This is a genomic window from Pseudofrankia asymbiotica (assembly GCF_001983105.1).
GTDB classification, from domain to species: Bacteria; Actinomycetota; Actinomycetes; order Frankiales; family Frankiaceae; genus Pseudofrankia; species Pseudofrankia asymbiotica.
In genome coordinates this window covers 1-25,691 of record NZ_MOMC01000108.1, presented here as the reverse complement: position 1 = coordinate 25,691, position 25,691 = coordinate 1, and the positions used below count along the sequence as shown (strand labels likewise).

Here is a 25,691-nt window from a genome sequence, read left to right as displayed (position 1 = left end):
CTCCCGGCCCGAAGATGTGGTTATAGCCGTGCGCGACGATCGTCAGCCCAACGACGACCCGTAGCACGAGGTCCGCGGTGTCCGCTGCGGTCACGGGGATCTCTCCTTCCCTATGTGGTCAGCTGCCTCGCCAGGCCCGCCGCCGGCCGTTCGCCGACGCGCGAGCCATCGCTGGGAGGAGCGAACACGACAACACGAGCCCGTCTGCCGGGAATCTATAGTTTGTGGGCGTTCACTCGCTCGTGGTAGGAGCTGGGTTCATCTGTGCGAGACATGCCAGCATCACCCCTTCCTACCGGTTAACTAGCCGGAGCTTGACACGTCGCGCGCTCCGCGCGCCTACCAACCGGCAGTCCCCGCGGACCTCGAACCGGTCCCACCGAGCAGGCGAGTATGCCAGATATCCCTTTCGTCCCGATTCGTCCCGCGGGATTCGCCGGGGTCCCGCCGGATCGGCGAAGCCCGCGGTCCCTGCCTGGGGGTCTGCCTGGGGTCTGCAGGGGGGTCTGCCGCGAGGCGGCGATCTGGGACGTCCGGAGCGGCCGGCCGCCTGGTGGACAAGGCGGCCGCGCGTGCCGGCGGGCGCCAGGCCGTCATCCGGCCGATCGGCGCGGAAGGAGGACTCCGAGCAGGTCACGGACCTCCTCATCGGACGTGGCCGCGAAGTCGTCGTAGAACTGGCCGACGGCCAGAAAATCGGGCGGGCACAACGGGCAGATGAGCTGGTCCACCTCGGCGAGCACCGCGTCGGCGCCCTCGGGCGACGCGACGGGAACGGCCGCCACGAGCCGGGCCGCCCCCGCCGCCCGCACGGCGCGCGCGGCGGCGACCATCGTCGCTCCCGTGGCCAGGCCGTCGTCGACCAGCACCACCGTCCGGCCGGCGAGCGCCGGCGGCGGCCGGCCGTCCCGATAGGCGTGCTCGCGGCGCGCGAGCTCCACCGTCTCCCGGGCGACGAGCGCCTCAAGCTCGGCGCCGGTCAGCCCCAGCCGGCCCACGACCGTCTCGTTGACCACCCTGATCCCGCCGGTCGCGATCGCGCCGAGCGCGAACTCCGGCTGCCCCGGGGCACCCAGCTTGCGCACCCCGAACGCCTCCAGCGGCGCGGACAGTCGACGCGCGACCTCCGCGGCCACCGGAACACCGCCCCGCGGCAGGCCAAGCACGATCACGGGCTCTTCCTCGTGTACCGCGGGAGCCACCCGGCCCGCCAGGGCACGTCCCGCCGCCCGCCGATCCGCGTAGCCGACCATGCCCACTCCCTGCCCGGTCGAGGGCCCTTATCCCCTCGCCGCCATCCCCCGCGCAGCCGGCCGCCGGCGCCCGGCGCGGCCACCGGCGCGGGTCGAGCGTCCGCGCCCGGCCGCTATCCGTGGCCGCCGGCCAGCGCCGGGTGCGCGCCGAGGTAGGCGGCGGCCTGACGGCCGGCGAGCTCGACCAGATCTCCGAGTGTCAGGGAGAACTCGGCGAAGTGCAGCCCCCAGGACGGCGGTGACTGCAGGACCGGCAGCGACCGGCCGTCACCGTCCGGGGCCGGCCTGAGCGTCACCGCGAGCCAGGCGCGGCCGCTCGCCTGCCGGCACTCGGCGGTGAGGAACTCCGGATAGGTGACGAAGCCGGTGTCGGCGGCCGGCAGATTCTCGGGCGACAGCCCGGGCAGGAGAGCGCCGATGAGCCGGGGGGTGGGCAGGTAGGGCTCGAGCTCCCCCTCCCCGCCTCCGAGCGCCGCCGGGTTGGTACACAGCGTCCGCAGGTCGGCGGGGTCGACCGTGAGGTCGGTCGTGGCCGCGGCGCCGCGCGACGGCGCGGACGGCAGGCCGAACTGGGCGTCGGCCGGTGCGTCGCCCTGGTAGGCGGAGTACGCGACGACGCAGCCGAACTCGTCGTGCCGTTGGCAGGCGGGGATCTTCGCCAGATCGCCACCGGTGAGGGAGCCGACGTGAACCCGCACGTCCGCGCCGACCAGCAGCGCCGAGACGAGCAAGGCGCGCTGGCCGGCGTCGGGCTCGATCTCCTCGCGCAGGAGGCGCAGCAGCATCTCGGCGCCCTGGTCGTCGCCGACGAGCACGACCGGCCGACCCCGGTTGTCGTTGAGCAGGTAGTCGTTCCAGGCCGACTGGACGTCGGCGAAGGCGACGGCGCGGGCGAGGTCGTTCGGCCCGTCCGGCTGCAGCCGGGACACCGCGGTGTACTGCTGGTATGCCGGCGCGAACACCCGGCAGACCGACGCGAACCGGGCCGCCTGAGCCCGGACGGCCGCGATCTCGGTATCGGTCGTCTTCAGCGGCGCGTTGCCGAGCCCCACCCCTGAGACGGTCGGGTAGACGTAGAAGCAGTCGGCGGGCGGGTTCGCCGCCGGCCGGAACGGCAACGCGAACGTCGGTCCGGATGGGCCGACGACGGTGACGTCCAGACCGCCGGCACAGTCGTCGTCGACCGTCCCCGGCCGGCACACCCAGACGGTCGGATGGTTGACGGTGAGGGTGGCGGTGTCGATCGCGGGGTTCGACGGCGAGACCGGCGCGGTGGCCGGACCCGACGCTGGGGCCTGACCGCACGCGGAACCGAGCAGAAGAGCCAGCGCCAGCGTGRCCAGGACGGTGGGCGGACGGGCCGGGCATCGGCGCATCGAGACCTCTGAATCGTGGACGAAGGTCGATCGTGCCGGTACCCGTGGCGGGCGACTAAGGAAATTGGCGGCCCTTGGCCGTCCGTCGGCCACCGCTTTACCGGACAGATCACCGCGTTGCGGGACAGTATCCACCGGTTGTTCCGCGGCCTTCGACCGGATGCCCTCGCGAGAGCCTGTGGGCTTCCCGTGGCACGCCGCGACCTGTCATCCCGCCACGTCAGCGGAGACGCCGTGAATGCGACCGTCCGTGCGGCGCAGCGGCGTACCGGTGCCGCCCCACATCGTCTGGATGATCTCGGCCGCGATCGAGACCGCGGTCTCCTCCGGGGTTCGCCCCCCGATGTCCAGGCCGATCGGGGAGCGCAGGCGGGCGAGCTCCTGGTCGGTGAGCCCGTCCGCGCGCAGCCGGTCCAGCCGGTCCTCGTGCGTTCTGCGGGAGCCCATCGCGCCGATGTAGCCCGCCGGGGAGCGCAGCGCCGCACGCAGCAGCGGAACGTCGAACTTCGAGTCGTGCGTCAGCACGCAGACCACCGTCCGCTCATCCACCTGAGCCCGGGCGAAATACCGCGCGGGCCATTCGCACACCACCTCGTGCGCGTCGGGGAAGCGCCGGGCGGTCGCGAAAACCGGACGCGCGTCGCAGACCGTCACCCGGTATCCGAGGAAACGGCCCATCGAGACCACCGCGGCGGCGTAGTCGATCGCGCCGAACACGAGCATCCGCGGCGGCGGCGCGAACGACTGCACGAACACCGTGACCGCGTCCGCGGGAAGGCCCGCGGCCTCCGCCGCGATTCCGACGGCGGCGGTCCGCGGCTCCGGCTCCTCGCTGGTCGGGCCGGGACCGGAGGGCGTGGCGGCGGCGGCGTCCACCGGCGAGCGCTGACCCGAGGGGCCGTAGTGGCGCAGGCCGGTCCGGCCGGCGGCGAGCATGCCGCGGGCGTCGTCGATGACGGCGTGGTCGAGCCCCGGCGCGCCGAGGCCACCCGCCACCCGGTCCGCCCACACGGCCATCTGCCGGCCGACCGGCGTCGGGCCGACCGGCCAGCCGGCCGACGGTCCCGCCGGGCCCGCGAGGACCGTGACGAGGGCCACCGGGAGATCCGCGGCGATCGCGTCCAGCACCTCGAAGAGCGGCTCGCGGGCCGGCGCGACCAGCACGTCGATGACGCCGCCGCAGGTCAGGCCGACGGAGAACGCGTCGTCGTCGGAGATGCCGTAGGTCTCGAGCACCGCGGTGCCGGTGGCGAGCACGTCGCTCGCCACCTCATAGACGGCGCCTTCCACGCATCCGCCCGAGACGCTGCCGAATGCCTCGCCGCTGGCGTCGACGGCCATCACCGCACCCGGCTGCCGTGGCGCGCTGCCGCGCACCCCGACCACCGTCGCGACCGCGAACGGCGTCCCGGCGCGGCGCCACCCGCGTAGGTGCTCCGTCAACTCCCGCATCCTGGCGCCACCCTCCGCCATCGCCCGGTCAGTCCGGGTGCCTCAAGGGTCGCGTGCCCGCCCGGCGCACGCATCCGTCTCGACACCGAAGCCGCAAAATTTGGGCTATCGCCCGACAGTAGCGAGGCATCCCGGCATGGGCTGAGATATCCGCGTTTTGGCGCCCCCGTCGGACGACGATCGCCTGGGCGGAACGTGCTCCAACCGAGGCCTCGCGGGTGATGCCGAGGTAAGAACCAGGTGTGCGGGTGGCGGGGCTCTTGTTGGCGGCGGGAGCGGGCCGACGCCTCGGGACGCCCAAGGGGCTGCTGACGGTGGACGGCGAGCCGCTGGTGGTGAGAGGCGTCCGCCTGCTCGCGGCCGGCGGCTGCTCGCCGCTGGCCGTGACAGTCGGAGCGGCGGCCGAGGAGGTCGCCGCCGCCGTGGGCGGCGTGGGCGGCGTGGGCGCCGAGCGGCCGGCCGGCTCGTTCCCGGAGGGAACGGTGCCGACGCGGGTCATCCGGGTGGCCGACTGGGCCGAGGGCATGGGCGCGTCGCTGCGCGCGGGCCTCGCCGCGCTCACGGCGGACGCGGTCGCCGGGGTGGCCGGAGTGGTCGTCGCGCTCGTCGACCAGCCACTCGTCAGCCCCGCGCTCATCCGCCGCCTCATCGACGCGGCACACACGGATCCGGATGGTCCGGACGGCCGGCCACAGCCGGCGGCGGCCCCACAGCCAGCCGCGCTCGTCGCCAGCTACGCGGGCCAGCCACGGACCCCCGTGCTGCTGCGTCGCGAGGTCTGGCCGGACGTCGCCCGGCTGGCCCGCGGTGACGTCGGCGCCCGCGCCTGGTTGCGCGCGAACCCGGACCGCGTGCTCCAGGTGCCCTGCGACGACGTCGGCAGCCCCGACGACATCGACACCCCGGCCGACCTGATCCGCCTGAAGGACGCCAGGCGGCTCCAGCCGGGGCCAGATCTCTAGAGCCGGGGCCGGCTGCTCTAGGCGAGAAGGCCCGCCGCGCGGCGGCGGCCGGCACGAGTGCGGCGCGGGTCAGGGCTGGCGGCGTCGGGGAAGCGGCGCAGATACTCCCGCTCCAGCTCCATCATCCGCCGGGTGTGCGTCTCGAACGCGTCCTCGCTGCCTTCGAGGAAGGTCGCATGTCGGGTTCGGTGCAGTTGACGCACCTCGCGAACCAGAGCCGCGTCGGACAGCTCGCGGCCGGGGATGCCGTCTGGGCGGTGGCTCATGCCCGCCGACGTACCCGCTCGCCCATCCGCCAACCTCGCCGCCAGCGCCTTCACCCACCGGCGCCCGGGCCGGTCAACCGTGCCGATCAACCTTTCGGCGCGGACACTCCGGGCGTCTGGTGCCCTGGTGTCAGAGCGGTTCCGGCGTGGGGATGGGCGGGACGGGAATGTCGGGGCCTGGCACCGGCGGCAGATACGGATCCGGCGTCGGGGACGGCGGGACCGGATCGGGATCGGGGCCCGGCGGCACCGGGTCGGGATCGGGGGCCGGCGGCTGGGGGTCCGGGATCGGCACCGGGGGAACCGGTCCGCCGGGGCCTGGCGTCGGCCCAGGCGACGGCGGCATCACCGAGCGGTACGAACGCGGCGATCCCGCCTGAACCGCCTGTACCGCCCGAACCGCCTGCGGGGCTCGCACCGTTCCGGTCTCGAACGTCGCGCGGCTTGGGAGCGTTGTGGGGCTCATCTCGGCCTCCTTCACGGCACCTGCTCAGCGTGCCCTACCACCGCCGCGCCGTCTCACACATGCCACCGAACGGAGTGGGACACGGCGCTCCGGTCGACCACGCCCGTCCCCGGCGGCCTCGGGACTGGTGGTGGTCAGCGGCGACGGCCGGGCTCGGGTTTCCGCCGGACCGGCGGGACATAGGGATCCCGCCGGCGGGTCGACGACCACTCCGACCCCGCCACCAGCGAAGCCGCAACGGAAACCGACTGGTCGGAAACCGGCCAGGCAGATCGACGGGGAAGGCGTGTTCGGTAAACGCTGACACAAATCGGCCACGTTGAGCGAGATGATCAACACGGGAGAAGGGTGACTACCCGCGCGACGAGACCCACGRGGCACTCGGCTAGGATCGATCGGACAAGTCGACCGCTTGGCGATGATGCTGGCCGGCGACCACGGGGCCACCCGTAGCGGATGGTGGGCCGGCCTTGTGCCGGCGATGGGCGAGAGGCCGGACCGGCGAAGCCGATCCGGGAGGAGCCCGAACCGCGACGAGTTGAAGGGCACACAGCGGCCCGGAGCGGATGGCGCGCTGAATATCAGGCGGCAGACGCGACGGGTCACCGGTACTTGTTCGATCACCGGCGGCTCGCGCGCGAGGCCCGGCAAGACAGACGGAGGGCGCGGTGGGTGAGCCGATCCTCGCGATCGACTACGGCACCTTCCGAGCGTCCGCGGCATACGTGGTCGACGGTCAGGTCGAGCTGGTCAGGGAGTCCGCCAGCGGGGCGGTGTCCTGGCCCTCCTCGGTGTTCGCGGACGGCGAGAACCTGATCGTCGGCACGCTCGCCGAGCGTCGCAAGCGAATCTGGCCCGCGGCCTACCGCGGCGAGGTCAAACGGGACCTGCGCCGCGAGGCCCCGGTGGTGCTCGACGGGCGGACGTACCCGCCAGCCAGGCTGGTCACCGCGACGATGGCCGCGCTGAAGTCCGAGGCGGAGGCCCAGCTCGGCGGGGAGCTGCCGCGCGCCGTCGTCACCATCCCCGCGGTGTACGACCCCGCCGGCCCGCTGCGCCGCCTCATGATCGGCGCGGCCGAGGCCGCCGGTTTCGTCGACGTCGACCTGCTCGCCGAGCCGGTCGCGGCCGCGTGGGCGCCGCTCGGCGCGGGCCGGCCGCACCCCGGCGACCTGATGCTCGTCTACGACCTCGGCGGCGGCACGTTCGACGCGGCGCTGATCGCGGTCGGCTCGTCCGGCCGGCACGAGGTGATCGGCCACTCGTCGCTCTTCGACTGCGGTGGACGCGACCTCGACCAGTTGCTCTTCGACGAGATCCTCAGCATCCACGGCCCGAGCCTCGAGCCGCTGCTCAACCCGACGGGCCCGGGCGAGGTGTTCCAGACCGCCGCGCGGCGCACCCGCCACGAGCTGATCGACTTCGCTCGCCAGCTCAAGCACCAGCTCACCGACGTGCCGATGGTCGAGGACGTGTTCGGTCCCGCCGGGCTGCTCGTCGGCATCGACCGTGAGCGCTTCGTCCAGCTCGCCTCGCCGACGCTGGCCCGCACGATGGCCTGCTGCCAGCACCTGCTCGACGCCGCCGACGTCCCGGCGGAGAAGCTGGGTGGGGTGCTGCTCGTCGGCGGTGGCTCGCGGATGCCGGTGGTCGCGGACATCCTGTCCGGGAAGCTGGGTGTCGCGACCGACTGGCCGCCTCAGCAGCTGTTCGTCCCGTTGGAGCCGGAGCTCGCGGTCGTGCGCGGCGCGGCGGCCTGGGCCGCCTCGGTCTCCACCCGGCGCACGGTCGCGGCCAGGCCCAGCCCGGTCGTCCAGCCGGCCCGCTGGGAGATCCCGGGCGGCACCGCGACGATGGTCCGCTGGCTCGCGGAGCCCGGCGCGCGGTTCGAGGCGGGCACCGTGCTCGCCCGGGTACGCCTGGCCGACGGTTCCCTGTTCGACCTGGCCGCGGAGGCCTCCGGCAGCCTGCTGCACACGCACGCCAGGCCGGGCATGGCCATCACCGAGCATGACTGGATCGCCACCACCCTGCCGACCTCGCCCATGCCGCTCGGCCAGTCGCGCGGCAACGGCAACGGTGGCGGTGGCGCCGACCTGCGCGGCGGGACGATCGAGCGCTCGCACCGGCCGGCGCACCTCGTCGAGGTCAGCATGCGGGCGAGCCTGACCGGCCACGAGCGTGACGTCACGAGCTGCGACTTCTCTCCCGACGGCCGGCTGCTGGCCACCACCAGCAAGGACGGCATCCAGCTCTGGGACGTGAACACCGGACGGTCGGTGGACGAGCTGGCCGTTCCCGGCCGCAAGAGCTCGGTCCCGAACAGCTGCGCGTTCTCTCCGGACGGCAAGCTGATCGCCATCACCGGCAGCGACAAGACCATTCGGCTCTTCGACGTCGCGACCAGGGCGGAGACGGCGACGTTCTCCGGTCACAAGGGCCCCGTCTACGGCGTCGCGTTCTCCCCCGACGGGACCCTGCTGGCCACCACCAGCACCGACCGGACCGTCAAGCTGTGGGGCGTCTCGACCGGCAAGCAGATCGCCTCCCTCACCGGCGAGCATCGCGGCTCGATCTTCGGCTGCGCGTTCTCGCCCGACGGGCGGCTGCTGGTCTCGGCCGGCGCCGAGGCGATCTTCCTCTGGGACGTCGCGCTCGGCGAGAACATCATGAAGGTGCCCGGGCACACGAACTTCGCGAACGGGTGCGCGTTCTCGCCGGACGGCCTGCTGCTGGCCACCACCAGCAACGACGGCACCCGGGTGACCGACGTCCCGACCGGCACGACGACGATGACGCTCGGCGGTTCGGCGCAGAGCTGCGCGTTCTCCCCCGACGGCCAGCTGCTCGCCACCGCGAGCACCGACGACGTCGCCCGCCTGTGGGACGTCAGCACCGGGGTCGAGGTCGCGACGCTGTCCGGCCACAGTGGCACCGTCATGAGCTGCGCGTTCGCCCCGTTCGGTCTGCTGCTCGCGACGACGAGCACCGACGCCACCGCCCGCCTCTGGGAGATCATCTACACCCGTTAGTCCCTTCCGCCCGCTCCGCTCACGGCCTCGACGCCGCGCGCGGGAGGGCGTAGGGACGTGGGYGCAGGACGACGCCTCTTCGCATGTCGGCGAGGTCCGCTCGGTCATGCCCTCCGGCCGCCATTCTGATCTTGAAACTCCCACGGCCGAACGCCTCGTATCCTCGGGCGTTGACGCTTCGATGTCGCACCGGCGTCGGCAGGATGTCTCCCGCGTGACCGATGGTTGCGCGGCGCTGGGAATGGAACCAGGTGAGTCAGCGCACGTTGGTCTGGCCCGCCACTCATGGAGGCGGCCAGAATGGGCGGCTAGACCACACCGCCCCGGTCCGCCACCGTCGCCGCGGCGGCGCCCCAGACGCCAGAACCCCGTGAGGAGCATTCGTGCACAAGGTCCTGGTCGCCAATCGGAGTGAGATCGCGGTTCGGGTGTCTCGCGCGGCCCATGAGCTGGGACTGCGGACCGTCGCGGTGTACACGCCCGAGGACGTGTCGTCGCTGCATCGGACGAAGGCCGACGAGGCGTACGAGCTGGGTGAGCCGGGCCATCCGGTCCGCGGCTACCTGGACATCGACGAACTGCTGCGGGTCGCGAAGCACGCGGAGGCGGACGCGCTGCACCCCGGGTACGGGTTCCTGTCCGAGTCGGCGGCGCTCGCGGAGGCGTGCGCGGCGGCCGGGATCACGTTCGTCGGGCCGCCGCCGGCGGTGCTGCGCCTGACGGGGGACAAGGTCGCGGCGCGGAACGCGGCGATCGCGGCGGGGTTGCCGGTGTTGCGGGCGTCGGTGCCGCTGCCGGACGGGGCGGGGGCGGTGGAAGCGGCGGCGGAGGTTGGCTTCCCGCTGTTCGTGAAGGCGTCGGCGGGTGGCGGTGGGCGCGGCCTGCGACGGGTCGAGCGGGCGGCGGACCTGGCGGACGCGGTGGGTTCGGCGGTACGGGAGGCGGCGGCGGCGTTCGGGGACGGGACGGTGTTCCTGGAGCAGGCCGTCGACCGGCCGCGGCACATCGAGGTGCAGGTCCTCGGTGACGCGACTGGTGAGGTCATCCACCTGTTCGAGCGGGACTGTTCGGTACAGCGCCGTCATCAGAAGGTGGTGGAGATCGCCCCGGCGCCGCGACTGGACCCGGCGGTGCGTGCCGGGTTGTGTGACGCGGCGGTGCGGTTCGCCCGGCACGTCGGCTACGTCAACGCGGGCACGGTGGAGTTCCTGGTCGGCGCGGATGGCCGGTACACGTTCATGGAGATGAACCCGCGGATCCAGGTGGAGCACACGGTGACCGAGGAGGTCACCGGCGTCGACCTGGTCGCGGCCCAGCTACGGATCGCCGCCGGGGAGACGCTCGAGGACCTGAGCCTCAGGCAGGACGTGATCACGATTCGCGGCACTGCCATCCAGTGCCGGGTGACCACCGAGGACCCGGCGCAGGACTTCCGGCCGGACACCGGGACGATCTCCTACTACCAGTCCCCCGGCGGCCCGGGGGTGCGTCTGGACGGGGCGACCTACTCCGGCGCCGAGGTCAGCCCGTACTTCGACTCGCTGCTGGTCAAACTCACCTGCCGGGGGAGCACCACGGAGAAGGCCTCCCGGCGGGCGCGGCGGGCGTTGCGGGAGTTCCGGATCCGCGGGGTACGGACCAACATCGAGTTCCTGTCCCGGCTGCTCGCCGACGAGACGTTCCTCGAAGGCGGCGTGACGACGTCGTTCATCGAGGAACGGCCGTGGCTGCTGGCCGGTGACGGCGGGACCGACAAGACCAGCCGGATGCTCGCCCGGCTCGCGCACGCGACCGTCAACGGTTACCGGCGCCCGGCCGGCGTGGCCTTCACCGACCCGCGCCGGCTGCTGCCCCCGCTGGACGCCGCCGAGGGGCTGGGCGGGCCCGGCGGCCCGGGCGGGTTCGGCGGGTCGGATGGGCTGGTGGCGGGGTCGCGTCAGCTGCTCACCGAGGTGGGTCCCGCCCAGTGGGCGGCTCGGCTGCGTGCCCAGACGACGCTCGCCGTCACGGACACCACCTTGCGCGACGCCCACCAGTCGCTGCTGGCGACGCGGCTGCGCAGCTTCGACATCCTGGCCGCCGCCCCGGCGTTCGCCCGGCTGACGCCGAGCCTGCTGTCCCTGGAGTGCTGGGGCGGGGCGACCTACGACGTCGCGCTGCGGTTCCTGTCCGAGGACCCGTGGGACCGGCTCGCCGCGCTGCGCGAGGCCGCGCCGAACATCTGCCTGCAGATGCTGCTGCGCGGACGCAACGCCGTCGGCTACACCCCCTACCCCGACGAGATGGTCCAGACGTTCGTCCAGGAGGCCGCGGCCACCGGGATCGACCTGTTCCGGATCTTCGACGCTCTCAACGACATCGACCAGATGCGCCCGGCCATCGACGCCGTCGTCCAGGACACCGCCGCGATCGCCGAGGGCACCCTGTGCTACACCGGCGACCTCACCGACCCGGGCGAGCAGATCTATACCCTCGACTACTACCTGCGCCTCGCCGAGCAGCTCGTCGACGCCGGCGCGCACGTGCTCGCGATCAAGGACATGGCCGGCCTGCTGCGCCCCCCGGCCGCGACCCAGCTGGTCACGGCACTGCGGGAACGCTTCGACGTGCCGGTCCATCTGCACACCCACGACACCGCCGGCGGCCAGCTCGCCACCCTGCTCGCCGCCGCGAACGCCGGCGTCGACGCGGTCGACGCGGCGGCGGYGCCGATGTCGGGCGGCACCAGCCAGCCGAACATGTCCGCGCTCGTCGCCGCGACCGACCACACCCCGCGGGCCACCGGCATCCCACTCGCCGCGCTCTCGGCGCTGGAGTCCTACTGGGAGGCCGTCCGCGACCTCTACGCACCGTTCGAGGCCGGCCTGCGCGCACCGACCGGTGCCGTCTACCGCCACGAGATCCCCGGCGGCCAGCTCACGAACCTGCGCCAGCAGGCCATCTCCCTCGGCCTCGGCGGCCGCTGGTCCGAGGTCACCGAGTGCTACGCCATCGCGAACGAGCTCCTCGGCAAGCCCATCAAGGTCACCCCGACCAGCAAGGTCGTCGGCGACCTCGCCCTGTTCATCGCCAGCGGCAACATCGACCCGCAGACGCTGCGCGCCGAACCGGAGAAGTTCGACCTGCCCGCGAGCGTGCTCGGCTACCTGGCCGGTGAGCTCGGCACCCCGCCGGCCGGCTTCGCCGAACCCTTCCGGGAGCGGGCCCTCGCCGGCCGCCGCCCCGCACCACCGGCGGCCGACCTCGCACCCGACGACCGGGCCGCGCTGGCCGGCGAGGACCGCCGCGCCGCGCTGTCGCGGCTGCTGTTCCCCGGACCGTGGCGCGACTACACCAAGGCCTTCGAGCAGTACGGCGACAGCTCGGTCATCCCGACGGAGGCGTTCCTCTACGGCCTGCTGCCCGGCGAGCCCGCCAGCGTCTTCCTCGAACCCGGCGTCGAGATCATCGTCGAGCTCGAGACGATCGGCGAGCCGGACCGTGCCGGGATCCGCACCCTCTACCTGCGCGTCAACGGCCAGCCCCGCCCGGTCCGCGTCCGCGACGAGTCGATCACCTCGATCTCCGCCGCCGCCCGCCGCGCCGACCCGAACAACCCCGGCCACATCGGCGCCGGCCTACCCGGCATCGTCACCTACACCGTCAAGACCGGCGACACCATCGAAAAGGGCGCCAAACTCGCCGTCATCGAGGCCATGAAGATGGAAGCCGCCGTCACCAGCCCGGTTGCCGGCACCATCACCGAACTCACCCACACCACCGGCGACTCCGTCGAGGTCGGCGACCTGCTAGCCGTCATGGTTTGACATGGTTCGCTCCGGAACAAACCCCGAGCCGATCGGGAAAGTTGTTTCTGGTTCGCTCCGTCCGGGCGGCGCGCTCCGGCCCCGTACTCGCTTCGCTCCCACGGGACCTCCGCACGCCGTCCTCCTCCGCTCACGGGCGCTGCGGCGACCTCGCTGCGGCCCGGCCCACGTCGCTTCGCTCGTGGGCCGGGCCTCCGCGAGGTGCACCTCCGCGCCCAGCTCGGTTGCGTGCCGCTGAACGTCACCAAGCCACAGTTCGCCCGTCCGTAGGGCACTTCGCTTCGCTCGTGTGCGGGGCTGGGTGAAGGGTRCCTTCTCTTCTCAGGAGAGGGCGTCGAAGTCGGTCCACCATTCGTAGAGGTTGGGGCCGTCTCCGTCGAAGGTGATGAACGCGACCAGGTCGGCGTCGTAGGACCAGTAGATGTAGAACTCACCGTTCTCGTGGCCACAGATCAGCGCGCCCTGTTCGGCATCCTCCCCGGTGTAGTTCCACCGGCCGACGTGGTCCTTGCCGTTCTTGCAGGAGCCGGAGTCCTTGACCTCGTCGCCGCGGGTCTTGGTGAACCGCGCCAGCGAATCCGCGTCGAAGAAGCTGAAGGCGGCGACGGCGTGTTTGTCCCCCGTCGAGATGCAGGCGACAGCGGCCTGAACGGTGGAGTCCTCCTGGCCGGCGGCCGGCTCGCAACCCGACAGCGAGCCGGCGTCCAGCTTGGCGACGAGTGCCTGCTCCGCCAGGCTGAGCCCCGCTGACGGGGCCGACGCGGGCGGCGGAGCCTTGGTTGKGGGCCCGGTTGGGGCACTGGTTGGGGTTGTCGGCGGCGCCGAGGGCGGATTCGCCGACGTGGTCGGACCCGGCGACGTGCGGCTCGCCACCGTGCTGTTGCCGCCCTTCGGCCCGACCATGATCACCAAGATCACGATGAGAACCACCAGTACGGCACCGATGGCGACACCGCTGATGACGAGGTTGCGCTGGGTGTTGTCGCGCCGCGGCGGAGTGCCCGGGGTGTTACCCGCGCCGGAAGCCGGCTGACGCCCATATCCGAGCCGCGCGGAATAGCCGTCGAAGCTCCATGGCGGAATCGGTCGGATGCCGCCGGGAGCTGGCTGGTTCGCGGCGCCATGAGCTGGCCTGCCGTATCCCACCGCCGGGGGATAGGGGGTGGTCGGGGCGAGGCCGGTCGGCACCGGCGGCGGTACCGGGAAGGGCGGCGGTACCGGGGAGGGCGGCGGTACCGGGGAGGGCGGCGCGGGGCGCGGTGACACGGAGGGCCACGGCGCGGGAGGCTGGAGCATCGCGGGTGCCGGCGTCGAGGGTAAGCCGCCTGCCCGCGCGGCGAGCCGGGAGGAACCGCTCGCGGCGGCGCGGACGTCGTCGTCGAGGTCGACGGGGGTCTGGGCGCGATCCATCCAGTCAGGCCCGAGGGCGGCCGCGGCGGCCGCGGCGAGGTCAAGCGCGAACGCGCGCACGGACTGCTGACGGTGCGCGGGGTCCTTGGCCAGAGCCGTCAGCAGTGCCTGGCTGACCTGGTCCGGCACGCCGGGTGGCGGCGGGGGCGGGGTGTTCAGGTGGGCATCGCGCAGCCTCAGATAGCTGTCCGTGTCGCCACCGAACAGGGGCACGCCGACGGCCATCTCATAGGCGACGACCGCGAGCGCGTACACGTCGACGGTGGGGCGCGGCGGCTTCCCCAGGAACTGCTCTGGAGCCATATAACGCGGCGTCCCGACAATGGAGCTGGAGACAGACGCGGTGCCGGCGATGTCCTTCGCGATGCCGAAGTCCGTAAGTTTCGCCCGGCCGTCGGRCGTGAACAGCACGTTCGCTGGCTTCACGTCGCGGTGCAGCAGCCCTCGGCGGTGCGCCGTCTCCAATGCTCCCGCCACGGCGAGCACCACCGCGCAGACCCATTCCGGCGCGGCCCGCGACTGCCTCAGCTTCGCCTTGAGGTCGCCGTCCGCGAGCAGCTCCATGACGATGAGAGCCAGCTCGCCCGCGGGAACGAAGTCATACACCCGAACGATGTGCGGATGCTCGAGCCTGGTGAGGATCAGGGCCTCATCCTCGGGGTGCGCGCCCGATTCCGGGTCGCTGGGCAGCACCTTGATGGCCACGTCGCGGCGCAGCCGATCCTTGGCCGCCAACACCGTGCCGGCCCCGCCGCGACCGACAACCGCACCCAGCGCATAGCCGGGAAGCGCCCGCTGGACCAGCGTCCGATCCACGATCACGGAAGAGTCCGTCCCCCCATCCTCGAGGCACATCACCCGTCCGCGGACACCGCGCCGCTCCGGCCGGCCGCCGGCGAGAGCTGGCACGGTCCCGGACGAGAGACGGCTGGGCCGGACGCCGCGCCGGACGGGCGCGAAGCAAGCATCGCGCGCGGCCTCGGCACCACCCGACCACCGTCTCTCACCCGACACGAGCGGCCAGGCGGCGTCAATCCCCCAGCATCACCAGGGCCCGTCCACCAGGCCCCGTCCATCAAGGGCCGTCGGGCCAGCCGCCCATGCTAGATCCGGCCGCGACGACGGTGTGACGTCCACCCCGAACGGCGAGGCGGCGAGGCGGCGAGGCAGGAACGGCGCCGTAGCCGAGTTCGCCCCGCTGGCGGCGCGGCGGGAGCGGAGCCGGACGACTTCAAGATCATGAGGGGCCGCCCGCCGGTGGAGTGCTGGGGCCAACGGGGCCGGTGACCGACAGGACGACGGTCATGGAACTGCTCTGGCCCGCACTGTCGGTGACCGTCAACTTGATATTCGGGTCGTAGGAACTGTTGAACGTGACGGACCCGGTAACCGCGGTGGAAGTGCCAGAGCCGTAGTTGATGAGGTAGCTCACGATGGGGTGGTCACCCGCCGTCGATCCTGACGCGTCCCACGTGACCGTCAGCGGGACCTGCCCCGACGTCGGGTTCACGGCCAGCCGGGCGGTCGGGGGACGGTTGCCGGGGCCGCCGGTCACCGTCACACTGCCGCTCGCGGAGRCCGACTGGCCCGTCCCGTCGGTCACCGTAACCGTCACCGTGTAGCTGCCGTCGGCCGGATACGTGTGGGTGAACGAGCTCTCGGCCCCCTGGTAGGTGGTGCCGTCGCCGAACGTGAACCGGTAGCTCAGCGCACCCGCGCCGCCCGAGGCGTTACCTTGCACGACCGCCTGCAACGGGTACCTCGCCGGCGACAGCGGCTGCAGGGCCAGGGCGATCTTCAGCTGAGGCGCGGCGCCGGCGACGGTCACCGACGCGGACTGGTGATAGGTCGTGCCGGTCGCGAGTTCCTGCGCGCTCACCGACACGGTGTACGTCCCCGCCGAGGGGTACGTGTGATCGACCGCGAGCCCACTCGACTCGCCGTATGGCGCGAACAGCGTCCCGTCGCCGTAGTTGACGGTGAACTGGAAGGTCCCGGGTTTGATCCCGGCCGCCGTGATGTGCGCGGTGAGCCCGGAGGTCTGCTGCGCCGACACCGTGATGCCCTGGCCGCTTGGCGGCGTGGTGGTCGGCCCACCACTTGTCGGCCCGGTACTGGTCGGACCACCCGTCGGCGGCCCACCGGTCGTCGGGCCGGTGCTGGTCGGGCCACCGGTCGTCGGGCCACCGAAGGTGCCGCCGCGAGTCGCCGGACCGCCTGTCGCCGGACCGCCTGTCGCCGGACCGCCTGTCGCCGGGCCGCTCGGAGTACCGCCGCGGGTCGTCGGGCCAGCTGTCACCGGATCGCCGATCGGGAGGCCCAGCGAACTCGTGGGACGTGGGCTGACGGCCGGCGGGGTGGACAGCGGCGTCGGCCGCGGCGCCTCCTGGGTGATGGTGATGGTGACCGCCGGGGCGAAGAGACGGCCGTCGTCGAGCCGGGTCGACGCGATGACCTGGTAGGTGCCCGGAGCGCTCCACGAGCGGGTGACCCGGACCCCGCTCGCCGTACCGCCGTCGCCGAAGACCCAGCTGGCGTCGGCGATCCCGGTGCCGGCGACGGCCTCGACGACCTGGAGGGTCACCGGCGAGCCGGCCGCGGCCGTGTCCGCGGAGACCGCGATCCGCACGGGTGAGCGCGGCTGCGCGGGCTGGTCGGTCGGGACGACGGCGCTCGGCGTCGCCGGATCCGTCGGCGCCCCTGCCGGCACGGTCACCGGCGGCGGGGCGGAGGACGCCAGCGACGGCGGTGGCAGCGGCGTCGGCTCACCGCCCGAAGGGTCGGTAGGCGGCACCCCGGTAGGCGGCACCCCGGTCGGCGGCACCGAGGTGGGTGTCGAAGCACCGGGGCCTGCCGGATCCGGGCCGGGCCCCCCGGGCCCTTCAGGGGTCGGGCTCGGAGCGTTGACGTTGTCATCGCCGGTACCGGCCTCTGGGCCGCCGGGGTCGGTCGGGTCGTACTTCTGGACCGGCGCGACGTCGCCGTCGGGGTTGATGACGCCGGCACGTTCGCTCGCCGGGTCGTTGTAGAACATCACCGAGCCCTGGCCGCGCAGCTCGAACTCGGTGTTCGCCGGCAGCACCTCCGCCCAGGCGACCACCCGCTGGGTCGCCTCGTTGACGACGATGACCTGGCCGGTGGTGAAGTCGGGGACGAACACCCGGCCGGCGGCCTCCTTCGGCTGCCCGAGCCGGTGCCCGGCGGCGTTGAGGTCGACAGCGCTGTCACAGCGCCCGGTCGCGATGTCCGTGATCAGTAGCAGCCCGCGGCGGCCGCTGCTCAGATAGATCCTGGGTTCGAGGCTCGACCCGGCGACGGAGACGGAGGCGTCATCCGGCGGCGAGTCGAGGCACACGCCGCCGCCAGCCAGGCCGTCCGCCTCGATCGGCCACGCCCGGCGGGCCGAGAGGTCGACGGCGTACGGCTCGCCGCCGGCCGTGACCAGGGCGGTTCCCGCCGGGTCGACGGTCCGACCGGTGATCTTCGTGCCGGCGCCGTCGACGCGGATCAGCTCGCCGCTGCCGGCGTCGACGACCCACAGCCGGGATGGGCCGTCCGCGATGGCGCCCCCGTCGGGCACCTTGGCGGACAGCGAGAAGGACCGGTCCGCGGTGAGCGTGCGCGCGTCGGCGACACTGACCAGGCCGGTCGCCCGGTTGATGACGAACACCGAGTCCTGGGCCGGGAACACCGTCAGCGGCTGGCCGTCGGCGCCGAACGCGGCGGGCTTCGACACGTCGTAGGTCGCGCCGTCGATGCGACGCACCGTCGCCCCGCCGATGGCGCCACCCGCTGTACCGCCCTCGCCACCCCCCTCACCGCCGCCGGACGCGATGTACGCGTCCGCGCCGGCCTGCACATCGGCCATCGGGCCGGCGCCCAGCTGGACCCGGGTGATGACGTGCGCGGTCGAGCCGTCGACCAGCGTCGCCTGCCCCGCGGCCGACGAGACCAGCCAGGCCGAGCCGTCGGTGAGGCCGACGGCTCGCTCCGCGTTCGCCACGGGCCGCCCCGACAGGACGACGGCTCCACCCAACGCGACGAGCAGCATCGCCAGCGTGGCCGGTACCAGCCACCCCGGCCGCGCCCACCCCCGTGCGAGCACCGCGTTCACCTCACACCTGCTCTCTCGGCCATCCGCCGGCGGCGCCGTCGACGCCGTCCTCGCTGACGGCACCGGCGCCTACCAGGCGCGGTCCCGACTCCGTCGTCGTCCTGGGCTCGGGTGCCATCGCCCTCGTCGCCAACGCCCCGCCGCCGGTGCCGGCGTTCCGCCGGCCAGCCGGCGCGCCGCCGCCCTCACGACCGGCACGCGCGGCCGCCATCGCCGCCACCGCGGCACGCACGGCCGACGGTGACGGCCCCCCGGCCGAACGAGCCATGGGCATGGGCCGTGGGTCTGGCAGCAGCGGGCGCGGGTCGACCAGCGCCCGCAGCCGGCCGACCGGGCCGCCGTCGGCCCGAAGCGCCCGGCGCACCTGGTCGGTAAGCCGCCAGGCCGCGGCCGCCGGGTCGTCGAGGTCGTCGGGCCCGGCGGCGCTGGTCGGGGAGGCCGAGGCAGCCGGCGCGGGCGACGCGGGCGACGCGGGCGACGCGGGCGAGGCAGCTGACGCGGGCGGGGCAGGCAGGGCACGCGGCGCGAACCTGGCCCTGTCGGTGAGCGCCGCCAGCTCACGAAGCGGAGCGGCGGCAGCGGCGATCGGCTCCGTCGCGACGACCAGCGCGACGACCTCGCGCTGCGTGAGCGCGGGCGAGCGGGAGACCCCGTGCTCGGCGAGCCGGTCGCGCGCTTCCCGCCAGGCGCCGTCCACCCGCGCGGCCGGATCGCCACGGCGACGGGCCTGCCGCCGACGCGCCTTCTCCGCTACCAGCAACATCGGCATCAGCAGGACGATCCCGCCGAGGACGATGAGGATCAGGAACGGCCAGGCAAGGCCGCCGCCGGCGGTGCCGCCCGGGCTCGCGAGGCTGCCGCCGTCGTCCAGCTTTGGCACGATGATCGGCTGGACTCGCTCAGGGGCCACCGTCTGGTCCTGGCGGGCACCGCCGGTCGGCGCGAGCTGGCCCGCCTGGGGCGGCAGTCTCTTCGTCAGCTGGCTGATGTCGGTCGGCTCGAAGGCGACCCAGCCGATGCCGTCGAGCAGGACCTCGGGCCAGGCGTGCGCCTGCCGCGTGGTGATCCTGAAGGTGCCGTTCCCCGTCGACTGCGTCTCGTCGAGCAGATAGCCGACGCTGACCCTGGTCGCGAAGCCCTCGGCCCGCGCCAGCACGGCGAACGCGGCGGCGTGCTGCTCGGAGTAGGACCGCCGGTCGGTCGGGTCCGTGCCAGCCAGCATCCGGTCCAGCACGCCGTAGGAGTGCCCGGGAGTGGCCGACAGGTCGTACGGGAACCGCGTGTCGTCGCGCAGGAACCGCTCGAGGGCGACGAGCTTGCCATATGGCGTGCGCGCGGCGCTGGTCACCTTCGTCGCGGTCTCCTGAAGCGCCGGCGGCAAGCCCGGCGGCAGTCCCAGGTACGGGGAGGCCGCCGATCCAGAACCCGGGATGGCACTGGTCAGCTGGTCAGCTGAGGGCGCCGGCACGAGGGCGCCAAACTGGTAGTGGTCGCCCTTGCGCGGGGGTGAGAGCAGCGCCAGCGCGCCGGAGTCCGGCTGGAAGGCGATCCCGCCGGGGCGGCCGCCGTCGGCGGTGGGGGCCAGGTCGTAGCGCAGGTAGGTGGGCTGCCCCAGCGCGGGCAGCAGTATCCCGCCGAGTTCCGCGAGGGTGACATCGGCGCGGACCAGGGCCTGCCCGGCCGTGGTCCGCGTGCCCGGGCCGGCGGTCGGGAGCGCGCGGTCGACCCGGAGAAAACGGCCGTCGTCGCGCCAGCTGGCGCCGTCGAACTCGCCGAGCGCCGCGATCCGGACCCGGTCGACAGGCAGCTCGCCGGAGTCGGTGGAGATCCGGATCGTCAGCAGCTCCTTGGCCGGCGTCGCCTCCAGCTGGGACCGGACCCGGACGAGCGGGTTGACGACCTCGACGCCTTCGACCGGCGGGTGCCAGTGGTCGCGCAGGTCGAACCGGTCGCCGTCGCTGACCGGGATGAGCGTCCCAGCGAGGACGCCCAGCGCCGTGATCATGGCCACGACCGGCAGCCCGACCGCCAGCGCCCCGATCCGCCGCCGTGCCTGCCCGCGCGTCCGCTTCGCCCGCGGCGCCGACGCCGCGGCCGGTGCCTGGACCTCGGCCGGGGCCGGGGCCGGGCCGCCCGCCGCCGCCTGCCCGGACCGCCGGTTCCCGCGTCGCCCGGCTCCGCGACCGACGCCGCCAGAACTGGCGGCCGTGGGCAGGGCAGCGCGCAGGACCGCCACCGCCAGGATCATCACGACCAGCGCGCCCGCGGTCAGCACCCGCGCCCCGGGCTCGCCGGCGCCGCCGGCGAGCACCAACATGACGACGAAGGCGACGAGCGGCGGGGCTACCGGGACGAGCGCGGCGCGGGTCCGCAGCGCCAGGACCACGGCGCCGAACGCCGTCACCCACAGCACGGCGACGGGCGGCGTCAACAGGGTCACGTCCGGTCCCGCGGGCACCGCGGCGCCCAGCAGCCCGGACCAGCCGTACCGCAGCCCGCGCAGCACCGCGACCATAAGACCCGCGCTCGCGGCGGCCCCGTATGCCAGCCCCGCGACAAGCCCGGCCAGCAGGACCAGTCCGATGGCGGCCAGCCGCCGCGCCACGAACCAGCCGACCACCGCCGCGCCGACGACAGCGCCCATCAGCGGCGCGGCGTAACGCCGCCCGTCGAACAGCACTCCGAGCACGAACACCGCCGGCAGGTGCGCGGCAGCGAGCAGCACCACCTGCGCGAGCGTGACGACGAGCGAGGGTTCGACCGCCGGCGAGGCCGGCACGGCCGGACCCACCGCCCGCTGTCCGTCAGGCGCTGCCCCTGGGCCGGGCCCGGCGGCCAACGTCGCCATCTCCCTTTCGGCTGGCGGCATGGTCGCTGTCGCCGGCCATGACGACGCGGCGGGCGCATCCGCCAGGGTCGGGGGTGGCGACGACCGGGACGATCCGGGCCGAGTCGAGGTGCGCGCCGGGTGGTTCCCGGACGGGCTTGAGCCGCTGACACCGTTCGAGGATGGGCCCGTCGACGGGGCCGGCCAGGGCGGAAGCTCCGTCATCGGCGGGTCCTCGAATCCCAGACAGCGGCGAACTCGTCGCTCGTACGCACGTTGATCACCATCGCGCCGGACATCGGCGCGGCCGGCCGGCCGAAGCGCTCGCCGACCTGTACGACGCTGACCATCGAGTAACGCCGGCGGACGGTCGACACGGCGCCAAGCAGCTCGCCGGCCGGCTGCCCGGTCACCACGCCAAGCGCGACGCCGGCGGCGCTTGGGGACATGCCGGTGAGCGCGGCCAGGCCGGGATCGGCGTCGTGTGGCCGGACCCCGGCGAGCAGGTCGAGCGCGACGTCGGCGGAGGCGGCGCCCCGGCCGGCGGCGACGCGCTCGCCGCCGGTGGTCCACAGCTCGACGGGGAAGCCATGCGTGTGGCCCGACAGGGTCAGCGAGGCGGCGACCCGGACGGCGTCCTCGAAGGAGTCCTCGGCGTACGGCGCGGCGCTGGTGTCGAGGACGACCATCATGGTCGGCTCGTTCGGGACCACGTTGTGCCGGACCATCAGCGTGCCGGTGCGCGCGGTCGAGCGCCAGTGCACCAGCCGCAGGTCATCGCCGCGGACGTACTCGCGCAGCGAGTGGAACGCGACGCCGCCCTGCGGCGCCTCGTTCGTCGTCGGCCCGTCCAGGTCAGGCGAGCCGCCCGTCGGCATCGGCCCGACGTCATGCACCCGCGGGCGCACCCGCAGGACCGACCGTTCGGGCCGGCTCTGGCCGACATGGACGAGCCGCAGCGGGTCGCTGTGGCCGACCGTCAGCGGCCCGATCTCGAACACGCCGCGCCGCCCGGTCGGGATCGGGTAGCCCCGCTCGGTCCGCCCGCCAGGGCCGAGGCTCGGCAGCGCGATATCGACCGTCGCGCCGGCGATCCTCTCCTCGGCCTGGATCGGCGGGCAGCGCCGGTTGGAGACGTTGGTGACCGTGACATAACCGAACGCCGCCTCCCCCTCGACGACACGCGCCGGGCGCACCTCCCGGGAGATCGTCACGTTCGGGCTCACCAGCAACCAGCCACCCGCCACCAGCAGCGCACTCGCCGCCGCCCCCGAGACCACGACCAGCTCCGGATAGCGCAGCACAAAACCCGCGACGCCGAACACCACCGCGACAACCACGACCGCGACCCCCGACCGAGTAATCACCGGTAGGCCGGGCGCAGCCCCGGCACCGGAACCGACGCCAGGATCCCGTCGAGCAGGTTCGGCGCGGTCGCACCACCAAGCTCCGCCTCCGGACGCAGCAGCAGCCGATGACCCAGCACGTACGGCGCCAGCGCCTTCACGTCATCCGGAGTGACGAACGTACGGCTGTCCGCGGCGGCGTGCGCCTGCGCGGCGACGGCCAGCGCGATCCCGGCACGCGGACTCGCACCCAGGCGCAGCTCCGGCAACCGCCGGGTCGCGGCAGTGATCGTCACGATGTAGTCGACGATCGTCGGCGTCAGATGGACCCCACGCAGGATCGCCGTCATCCGCACCACGTCATCACTCGCGACCACCGGCGTCAGATCCAGGACCGACTGCCCGCCAGACCGGTTGGTCACGATCTCCACCTCGGCCTCATGCGCCGGATAGCCGACGGTGAGGCGGACCATGAACCGGTCGATCTGCGCCTCCGGCAGGTCGTAGGTGCCGCCGTGCTCGACCGGGTTCTGAGTCGCGATCACCAGGAACGGCCGCGGCACCAGATGCGACACCCCGTCGACGGTGACCTGCCCCTCCTCCATCACCTCCAACAACGCCGACTGCGTCTTCGGCGACGCCCGGTTCACCTCATCCGCCAACACCACATTCCCGAACACCGCACCCGGCTGAAACTCGAACTCCTGCCTCTGCGCGTTCCAGATCTGCACCCCCGTCACATCCGTCGGCAACAGATCCGGGGTGCACTGGATCCGGCGCATACTGCCCTCGATCGAACCCGCCAACGCCTTCGCTATCGACGTCTTCCCGACACCCGGCACATCATCGATCAGCACATGCCCCTCAGCGGCCATACACAGCACCGCAAGCCGGACGACGTCGGTCTTGCCCCTGATCAGACGCTCGATATTGCGCACGATCCGATCACACCGCTCAGCGAACCAGGCGACATCCGCCGCGGTCGCAAGCTCCTCTGGCACTGTGCATCCCCCATTGAGTTCGTGCGCCGGCACTGGCCTCGCGTTCCGGCATTCGTCGTGGTGGTCAGGCGGCCGCACGGGCCGAATCCAGCTGTGATCTGTGATCTGTGGTGGCTGCGATCCGTGCTGACGGCGCGGCCGGGTCGGGCTCACAGGAGCAACACGGYCAGCGCCCCGAGCAGGACGATGATCAGCGAGACGCTGACGAAGGTCAGGAGCGCGCCGCGGCGGCCGCGGCGGCGGTATTCGGGGTCGGTACCGAGGTGGACGTCCACCAGTCCGCCCCCGCCGGTGACCGGCGGGTACGTGCCGCCCTGGGGCGGCAGGGACATGGCGCCTTCCGAGGTCACAGCGCGCGCGGCCTTCGCCGGAGGGCGCGAGTGCCAGACGGCACCGGTACCAAGCGGGCCGCGCGTGGACGGGCCGGGCTGAGAGTCACGGGGCGGGTCCTGAACCGGCGGCCCATGGTCTGGTGGGACAGCGACGGGCGGCACCGTGACGGGCGGCACCGTGACGGGCGGCACCGCGACGGGCGAGACAGCGAGAGGCAGACCGGCGACGAGCGGAGGAGGCACGGCGAGATCCGTCGGCGTGAGACTCGTCGGTACGTGATCCGATGCGTCCTGCGCGACGACCTCCAAGACATCCTGGTCGCGGGCGCTCTCGTCACGGCCAGCTCCGGAATCCTCCTCGGAACCGATGTCGGGCTCGGGCTCGGCCCGGGGCTCTGGCTCGGGCTGGGATTCGGACTGGGATTCGGACTGGGACGCGGGCTCGGGCTCGGGGCGGAGCTGGCCGGCGGGGACGGTCGGTGCGGTCTCCGGGAGGACGGGCTCGCAGGCGTCACGGACGTCGACGTCCAGCTCGACGGTGATCCCGGCTCTGGTCAGCCAGCGGGCGCCCAACGCGCTCGCCGCCGCGGCCGCGAGATCGAGCGCGAACTCTCTGGCGGTGGGCTGCCGGGAGTCCTGATCCTTCGCCAGCGAGCGGAGCACGACTTCGGCGATCGGCTCCGGAACCCCGTGCGGCGGCGGCGGGGAAATGTGGAGATGGAAGTAGCGCAGCGTCTCGTAGGTGTCGACCTTCTTGTTCCCGGACGGCGCGAGGCCGGTGAGCATCTCGTAGGTCATGACGCCGAGCGCGTACACGTCGACGGTGCGGTGCAGCGTGCCGGCCATGAACTGCTCGGGGGCCATGTACCGCGGCGTGCCGATGACGGTGCTGGTCATCACGCCGGTCTCGGTCAGCGCCTTGGCGATGCCGAAGTCCGTCATCTTCAGCCGGCCGTCGGCGGTGAACAGGATGTTCTCGGGCTTGACGTCCCGGTGCAGCAGGCCGCGCTCGTGCGCGGACTCGAGCGCGCCGGCAACGCCCAGCGCGACCGCGCACGCCCATTCCGGGGTCGCCCTGCCCTGGCGGAGCCGCCGGCGCAGGCTTCCGCCGGCCAGCAGCTCCATGACGATCAGCGCCACCTCGCCGGCGGGCATGAAGTCGTGGACGTGCACGATGTGCGGGTGGATCAACCTGGCCAGGTTGAGCGCCTCGGTCTCGGCGCGGTCCCCTCGGTACGAGATCCCCGGCAGGATCTTGACCGCCACGTCACGGCGCAGCCTGTCCTTGGCCGCGATGACCATGCCGAAGGTGCCCTGGCCGACCTGCCCACCCAGCTCATAGCCGGGAAGTGCCGCCGCGACCCATGCCCGGTCGACGATCACGTCCTGTACCGCCTCGCGCCCCCCGTACSACGCGATGCCCGGCTACCCGAGATCCCCGCGACGGCGCCCCCGTACGCCGTGYGGCCATTGTGGCAGACGGGCCCGCGTTACCGAAGAGTGGAACCGAAATTCTTTCGGCGGCCAACTCCGAAGCAAAATCCAGCGTTCCTCAGGTCACTGTCGTTCCACCGTTGACCGCACCAGCACCGTTGTCCGTTGCCTCACCAGCGGCAGTCAGGTCGTAGACGCTGACACCTTCGATCGTGGTGGGCGCGAAATTCTCCTGGACCCAGGCGGTGATCGCGGAAGCCTGCTGACTACCGCCGTTTCCGCGGCCGGAAAGCCCACCACCGATGAAATAGTGGATCTTTCCTTCGGCGACGTACTTCTGGAACTGCGCGAGTGTGGGCGACGGGTCGGTGCCGTTGAAGCCGCCGATCGCCATGACCGGCTCGTCGGCCGCCAGCTGGTACCCGGCGGCATTGTTCGAGCCGACGGCGGCCGCGGCCCAGGTGTACACGGAGCTGTTCTGCCTCAGCAGCGCCACGAGGCCCACGCCCGGGTCCGTCGCGCCTAGTGCAGCTCCGCGTAAGTCTTGCTGGGGTTGTCATCAGGCGGCTTTCAGGGGCTCGCCGGTGTAGGTCCAGCGGTATGGCTTGGCAGTG

At 73.1% G+C, this 25,691-nt stretch carries 15 protein-coding genes and 1 pseudogene; 3 read left to right on the top strand and 13 right to left on the bottom strand.

The window, feature by feature from the left end; genetic code table 11:
* The 4 genes and pseudogenes from BL253_RS44480 to BL253_RS36415 form a co-directional block, all read right to left on the bottom strand.
* Nucleotides 1-94, bottom strand: a pseudogene (locus tag BL253_RS44480) (DoxX family protein); the annotation flags it as partial.
* A 499-nt stretch (nucleotides 95-593) separates the two neighbouring features.
* Nucleotides 594-1,253 carry a phosphoribosyltransferase gene (locus tag BL253_RS36425; protein WP_076822430.1) on the bottom strand — a complete coding sequence of 220 codons (660 nt, stop codon included), beginning with the start codon at nucleotides 1,251-1,253 and terminating at the stop codon, nucleotides 594-596.
* A gap of 113 nt (nucleotides 1,254-1,366) precedes the next feature.
* Nucleotides 1,367-2,629, bottom strand: coding sequence for a DUF3089 domain-containing protein (locus BL253_RS36420; RefSeq protein ID WP_076822428.1), 1,263 nt, complete (start codon nucleotides 2,627-2,629; stop codon nucleotides 1,367-1,369).
* 207 nt (nucleotides 2,630-2,836) lie between these two features.
* On the bottom strand, nucleotides 2,837-4,081 hold the full coding sequence (locus BL253_RS36415) for an XdhC family protein (RefSeq protein WP_076822435.1): 1,245 nt from the start codon (nucleotides 4,079-4,081) through the stop codon (nucleotides 2,837-2,839).
* A 248-nt stretch (nucleotides 4,082-4,329) separates the two neighbouring features.
* Between BL253_RS36415 and BL253_RS36410 the strand changes: the two genes are divergently transcribed.
* Nucleotides 4,330-5,043, top strand: a complete 714-nt coding sequence (locus tag BL253_RS36410; RefSeq protein WP_241835465.1) for a nucleotidyltransferase family protein — start codon at nucleotides 4,330-4,332, stop codon at nucleotides 5,041-5,043.
* A gap of 17 nt (nucleotides 5,044-5,060) precedes the next feature.
* Here BL253_RS36410 and BL253_RS36405 read toward each other — a convergent pair whose 3' ends face one another.
* Complete coding sequence (locus BL253_RS36405; RefSeq protein WP_076822433.1) at nucleotides 5,061-5,309, bottom strand: DUF6158 family protein; 249 nt, start codon at nucleotides 5,307-5,309, stop codon at nucleotides 5,061-5,063.
* Between the two features lie 130 nt (nucleotides 5,310-5,439).
* The gene (locus tag BL253_RS43210) at nucleotides 5,440-5,775 is read right to left on the bottom strand and encodes a hypothetical protein (RefSeq protein ID WP_076822432.1); all 336 of its coding nucleotides are present in this window, start codon (nucleotides 5,773-5,775) and stop codon (nucleotides 5,440-5,442) included.
* Nucleotides 5,776-6,443: 668 nt separating this feature from the next.
* On the opposite strand from BL253_RS43210, the gene BL253_RS36395 reads away from it, so the two are divergent.
* Entirely contained in the window at nucleotides 6,444-8,807 is a 2,364-nt protein-coding gene (locus BL253_RS36395; RefSeq protein WP_076822425.1) for an Hsp70 family protein, read from the top strand.
* 383 nt (nucleotides 8,808-9,190) lie between these two features.
* Nucleotides 9,191-12,613, top strand: a complete 3,423-nt coding sequence (locus tag BL253_RS36390; protein WP_076822423.1) for a pyruvate carboxylase — start codon at nucleotides 9,191-9,193, stop codon at nucleotides 12,611-12,613.
* 321 nt (nucleotides 12,614-12,934) lie between these two features.
* Here the strand turns inward: BL253_RS36390 and BL253_RS41665 are convergent, their stop codons facing one another.
* The 7 genes from BL253_RS41665 to BL253_RS36355 all read right to left on the bottom strand — a co-directional run bounded on the left by BL253_RS41665 (nucleotide 12,935) and on the right by BL253_RS36355 (nucleotide 25,582).
* Nucleotides 12,935-14,845 (bottom strand): serine/threonine-protein kinase, encoded by a 1,911-nt coding sequence (locus BL253_RS41665; RefSeq protein ID WP_076822421.1) that lies wholly within the window; start codon nucleotides 14,843-14,845, stop codon nucleotides 12,935-12,937.
* A gap of 415 nt (nucleotides 14,846-15,260) precedes the next feature.
* Nucleotides 15,261-18,128 carry a PKD domain-containing protein gene (locus BL253_RS36380; RefSeq protein ID WP_131831671.1) on the bottom strand — a complete coding sequence of 956 codons (2,868 nt, stop codon included), beginning with the start codon at nucleotides 18,126-18,128 and terminating at the stop codon, nucleotides 15,261-15,263.
* Between the two features lie 10 nt (nucleotides 18,129-18,138).
* Complete coding sequence (locus tag BL253_RS36375) at nucleotides 18,139-20,928, bottom strand: transglutaminase TgpA family protein (RefSeq protein ID WP_076822418.1); 2,790 nt, start codon at nucleotides 20,926-20,928, stop codon at nucleotides 18,139-18,141.
* A 257-nt stretch (nucleotides 20,929-21,185) separates the two neighbouring features.
* Complete coding sequence (locus tag BL253_RS36370; protein ID WP_076822416.1) at nucleotides 21,186-22,331, bottom strand: DUF58 domain-containing protein; 1,146 nt, start codon at nucleotides 22,329-22,331, stop codon at nucleotides 21,186-21,188.
* Nucleotides 22,328-23,344 carry an AAA family ATPase gene (locus BL253_RS36365; protein WP_420801757.1) on the bottom strand — a complete coding sequence of 339 codons (1,017 nt, stop codon included), beginning with the start codon at nucleotides 23,342-23,344 and terminating at the stop codon, nucleotides 22,328-22,330. Before BL253_RS36365 ends, BL253_RS36370 begins: the two co-directional genes overlap by 4 nt.
* Before the next feature lie 116 nt (nucleotides 23,345-23,460).
* On the bottom strand, nucleotides 23,461-25,026 hold the full coding sequence (locus BL253_RS42640) for a serine/threonine-protein kinase (RefSeq protein ID WP_076822413.1): 1,566 nt from the start codon (nucleotides 25,024-25,026) through the stop codon (nucleotides 23,461-23,463).
* 169 nt (nucleotides 25,027-25,195) lie between these two features.
* Nucleotides 25,196-25,582 (bottom strand): mannosyltransferase YkcB-related protein, encoded by a 387-nt coding sequence (locus BL253_RS36355; RefSeq protein ID WP_476644140.1) that lies wholly within the window; start codon nucleotides 25,580-25,582, stop codon nucleotides 25,196-25,198.
* Nucleotides 25,583-25,691: the final 109 nt, after the last annotated feature.

Excerpts from the sequence above, each read along its gene's own strand:
- BL253_RS36415 (WP_076822435.1), bottom strand. The coding sequence starts at position 4,081 with ATGCGGGAGTTGACGGAGCACCTACGCGGGTGGCGCCGCGCCGGGACG.
- BL253_RS36425 (WP_076822430.1), bottom strand. The coding sequence starts at position 1,253 with ATGGTCGGCTACGCGGATCGGCGGGCGGCGGGACGTGCCCTGGCGGGC.
- BL253_RS43210 (WP_076822432.1), bottom strand. The coding sequence starts at position 5,775 with ATGAGCCCCACAACGCTCCCAAGCCGCGCGACGTTCGAGACCGGAACG.
- BL253_RS36405 (WP_076822433.1), bottom strand. The coding sequence starts at position 5,309 with ATGAGCCACCGCCCAGACGGCATCCCCGGCCGCGAGCTGTCCGACGCG.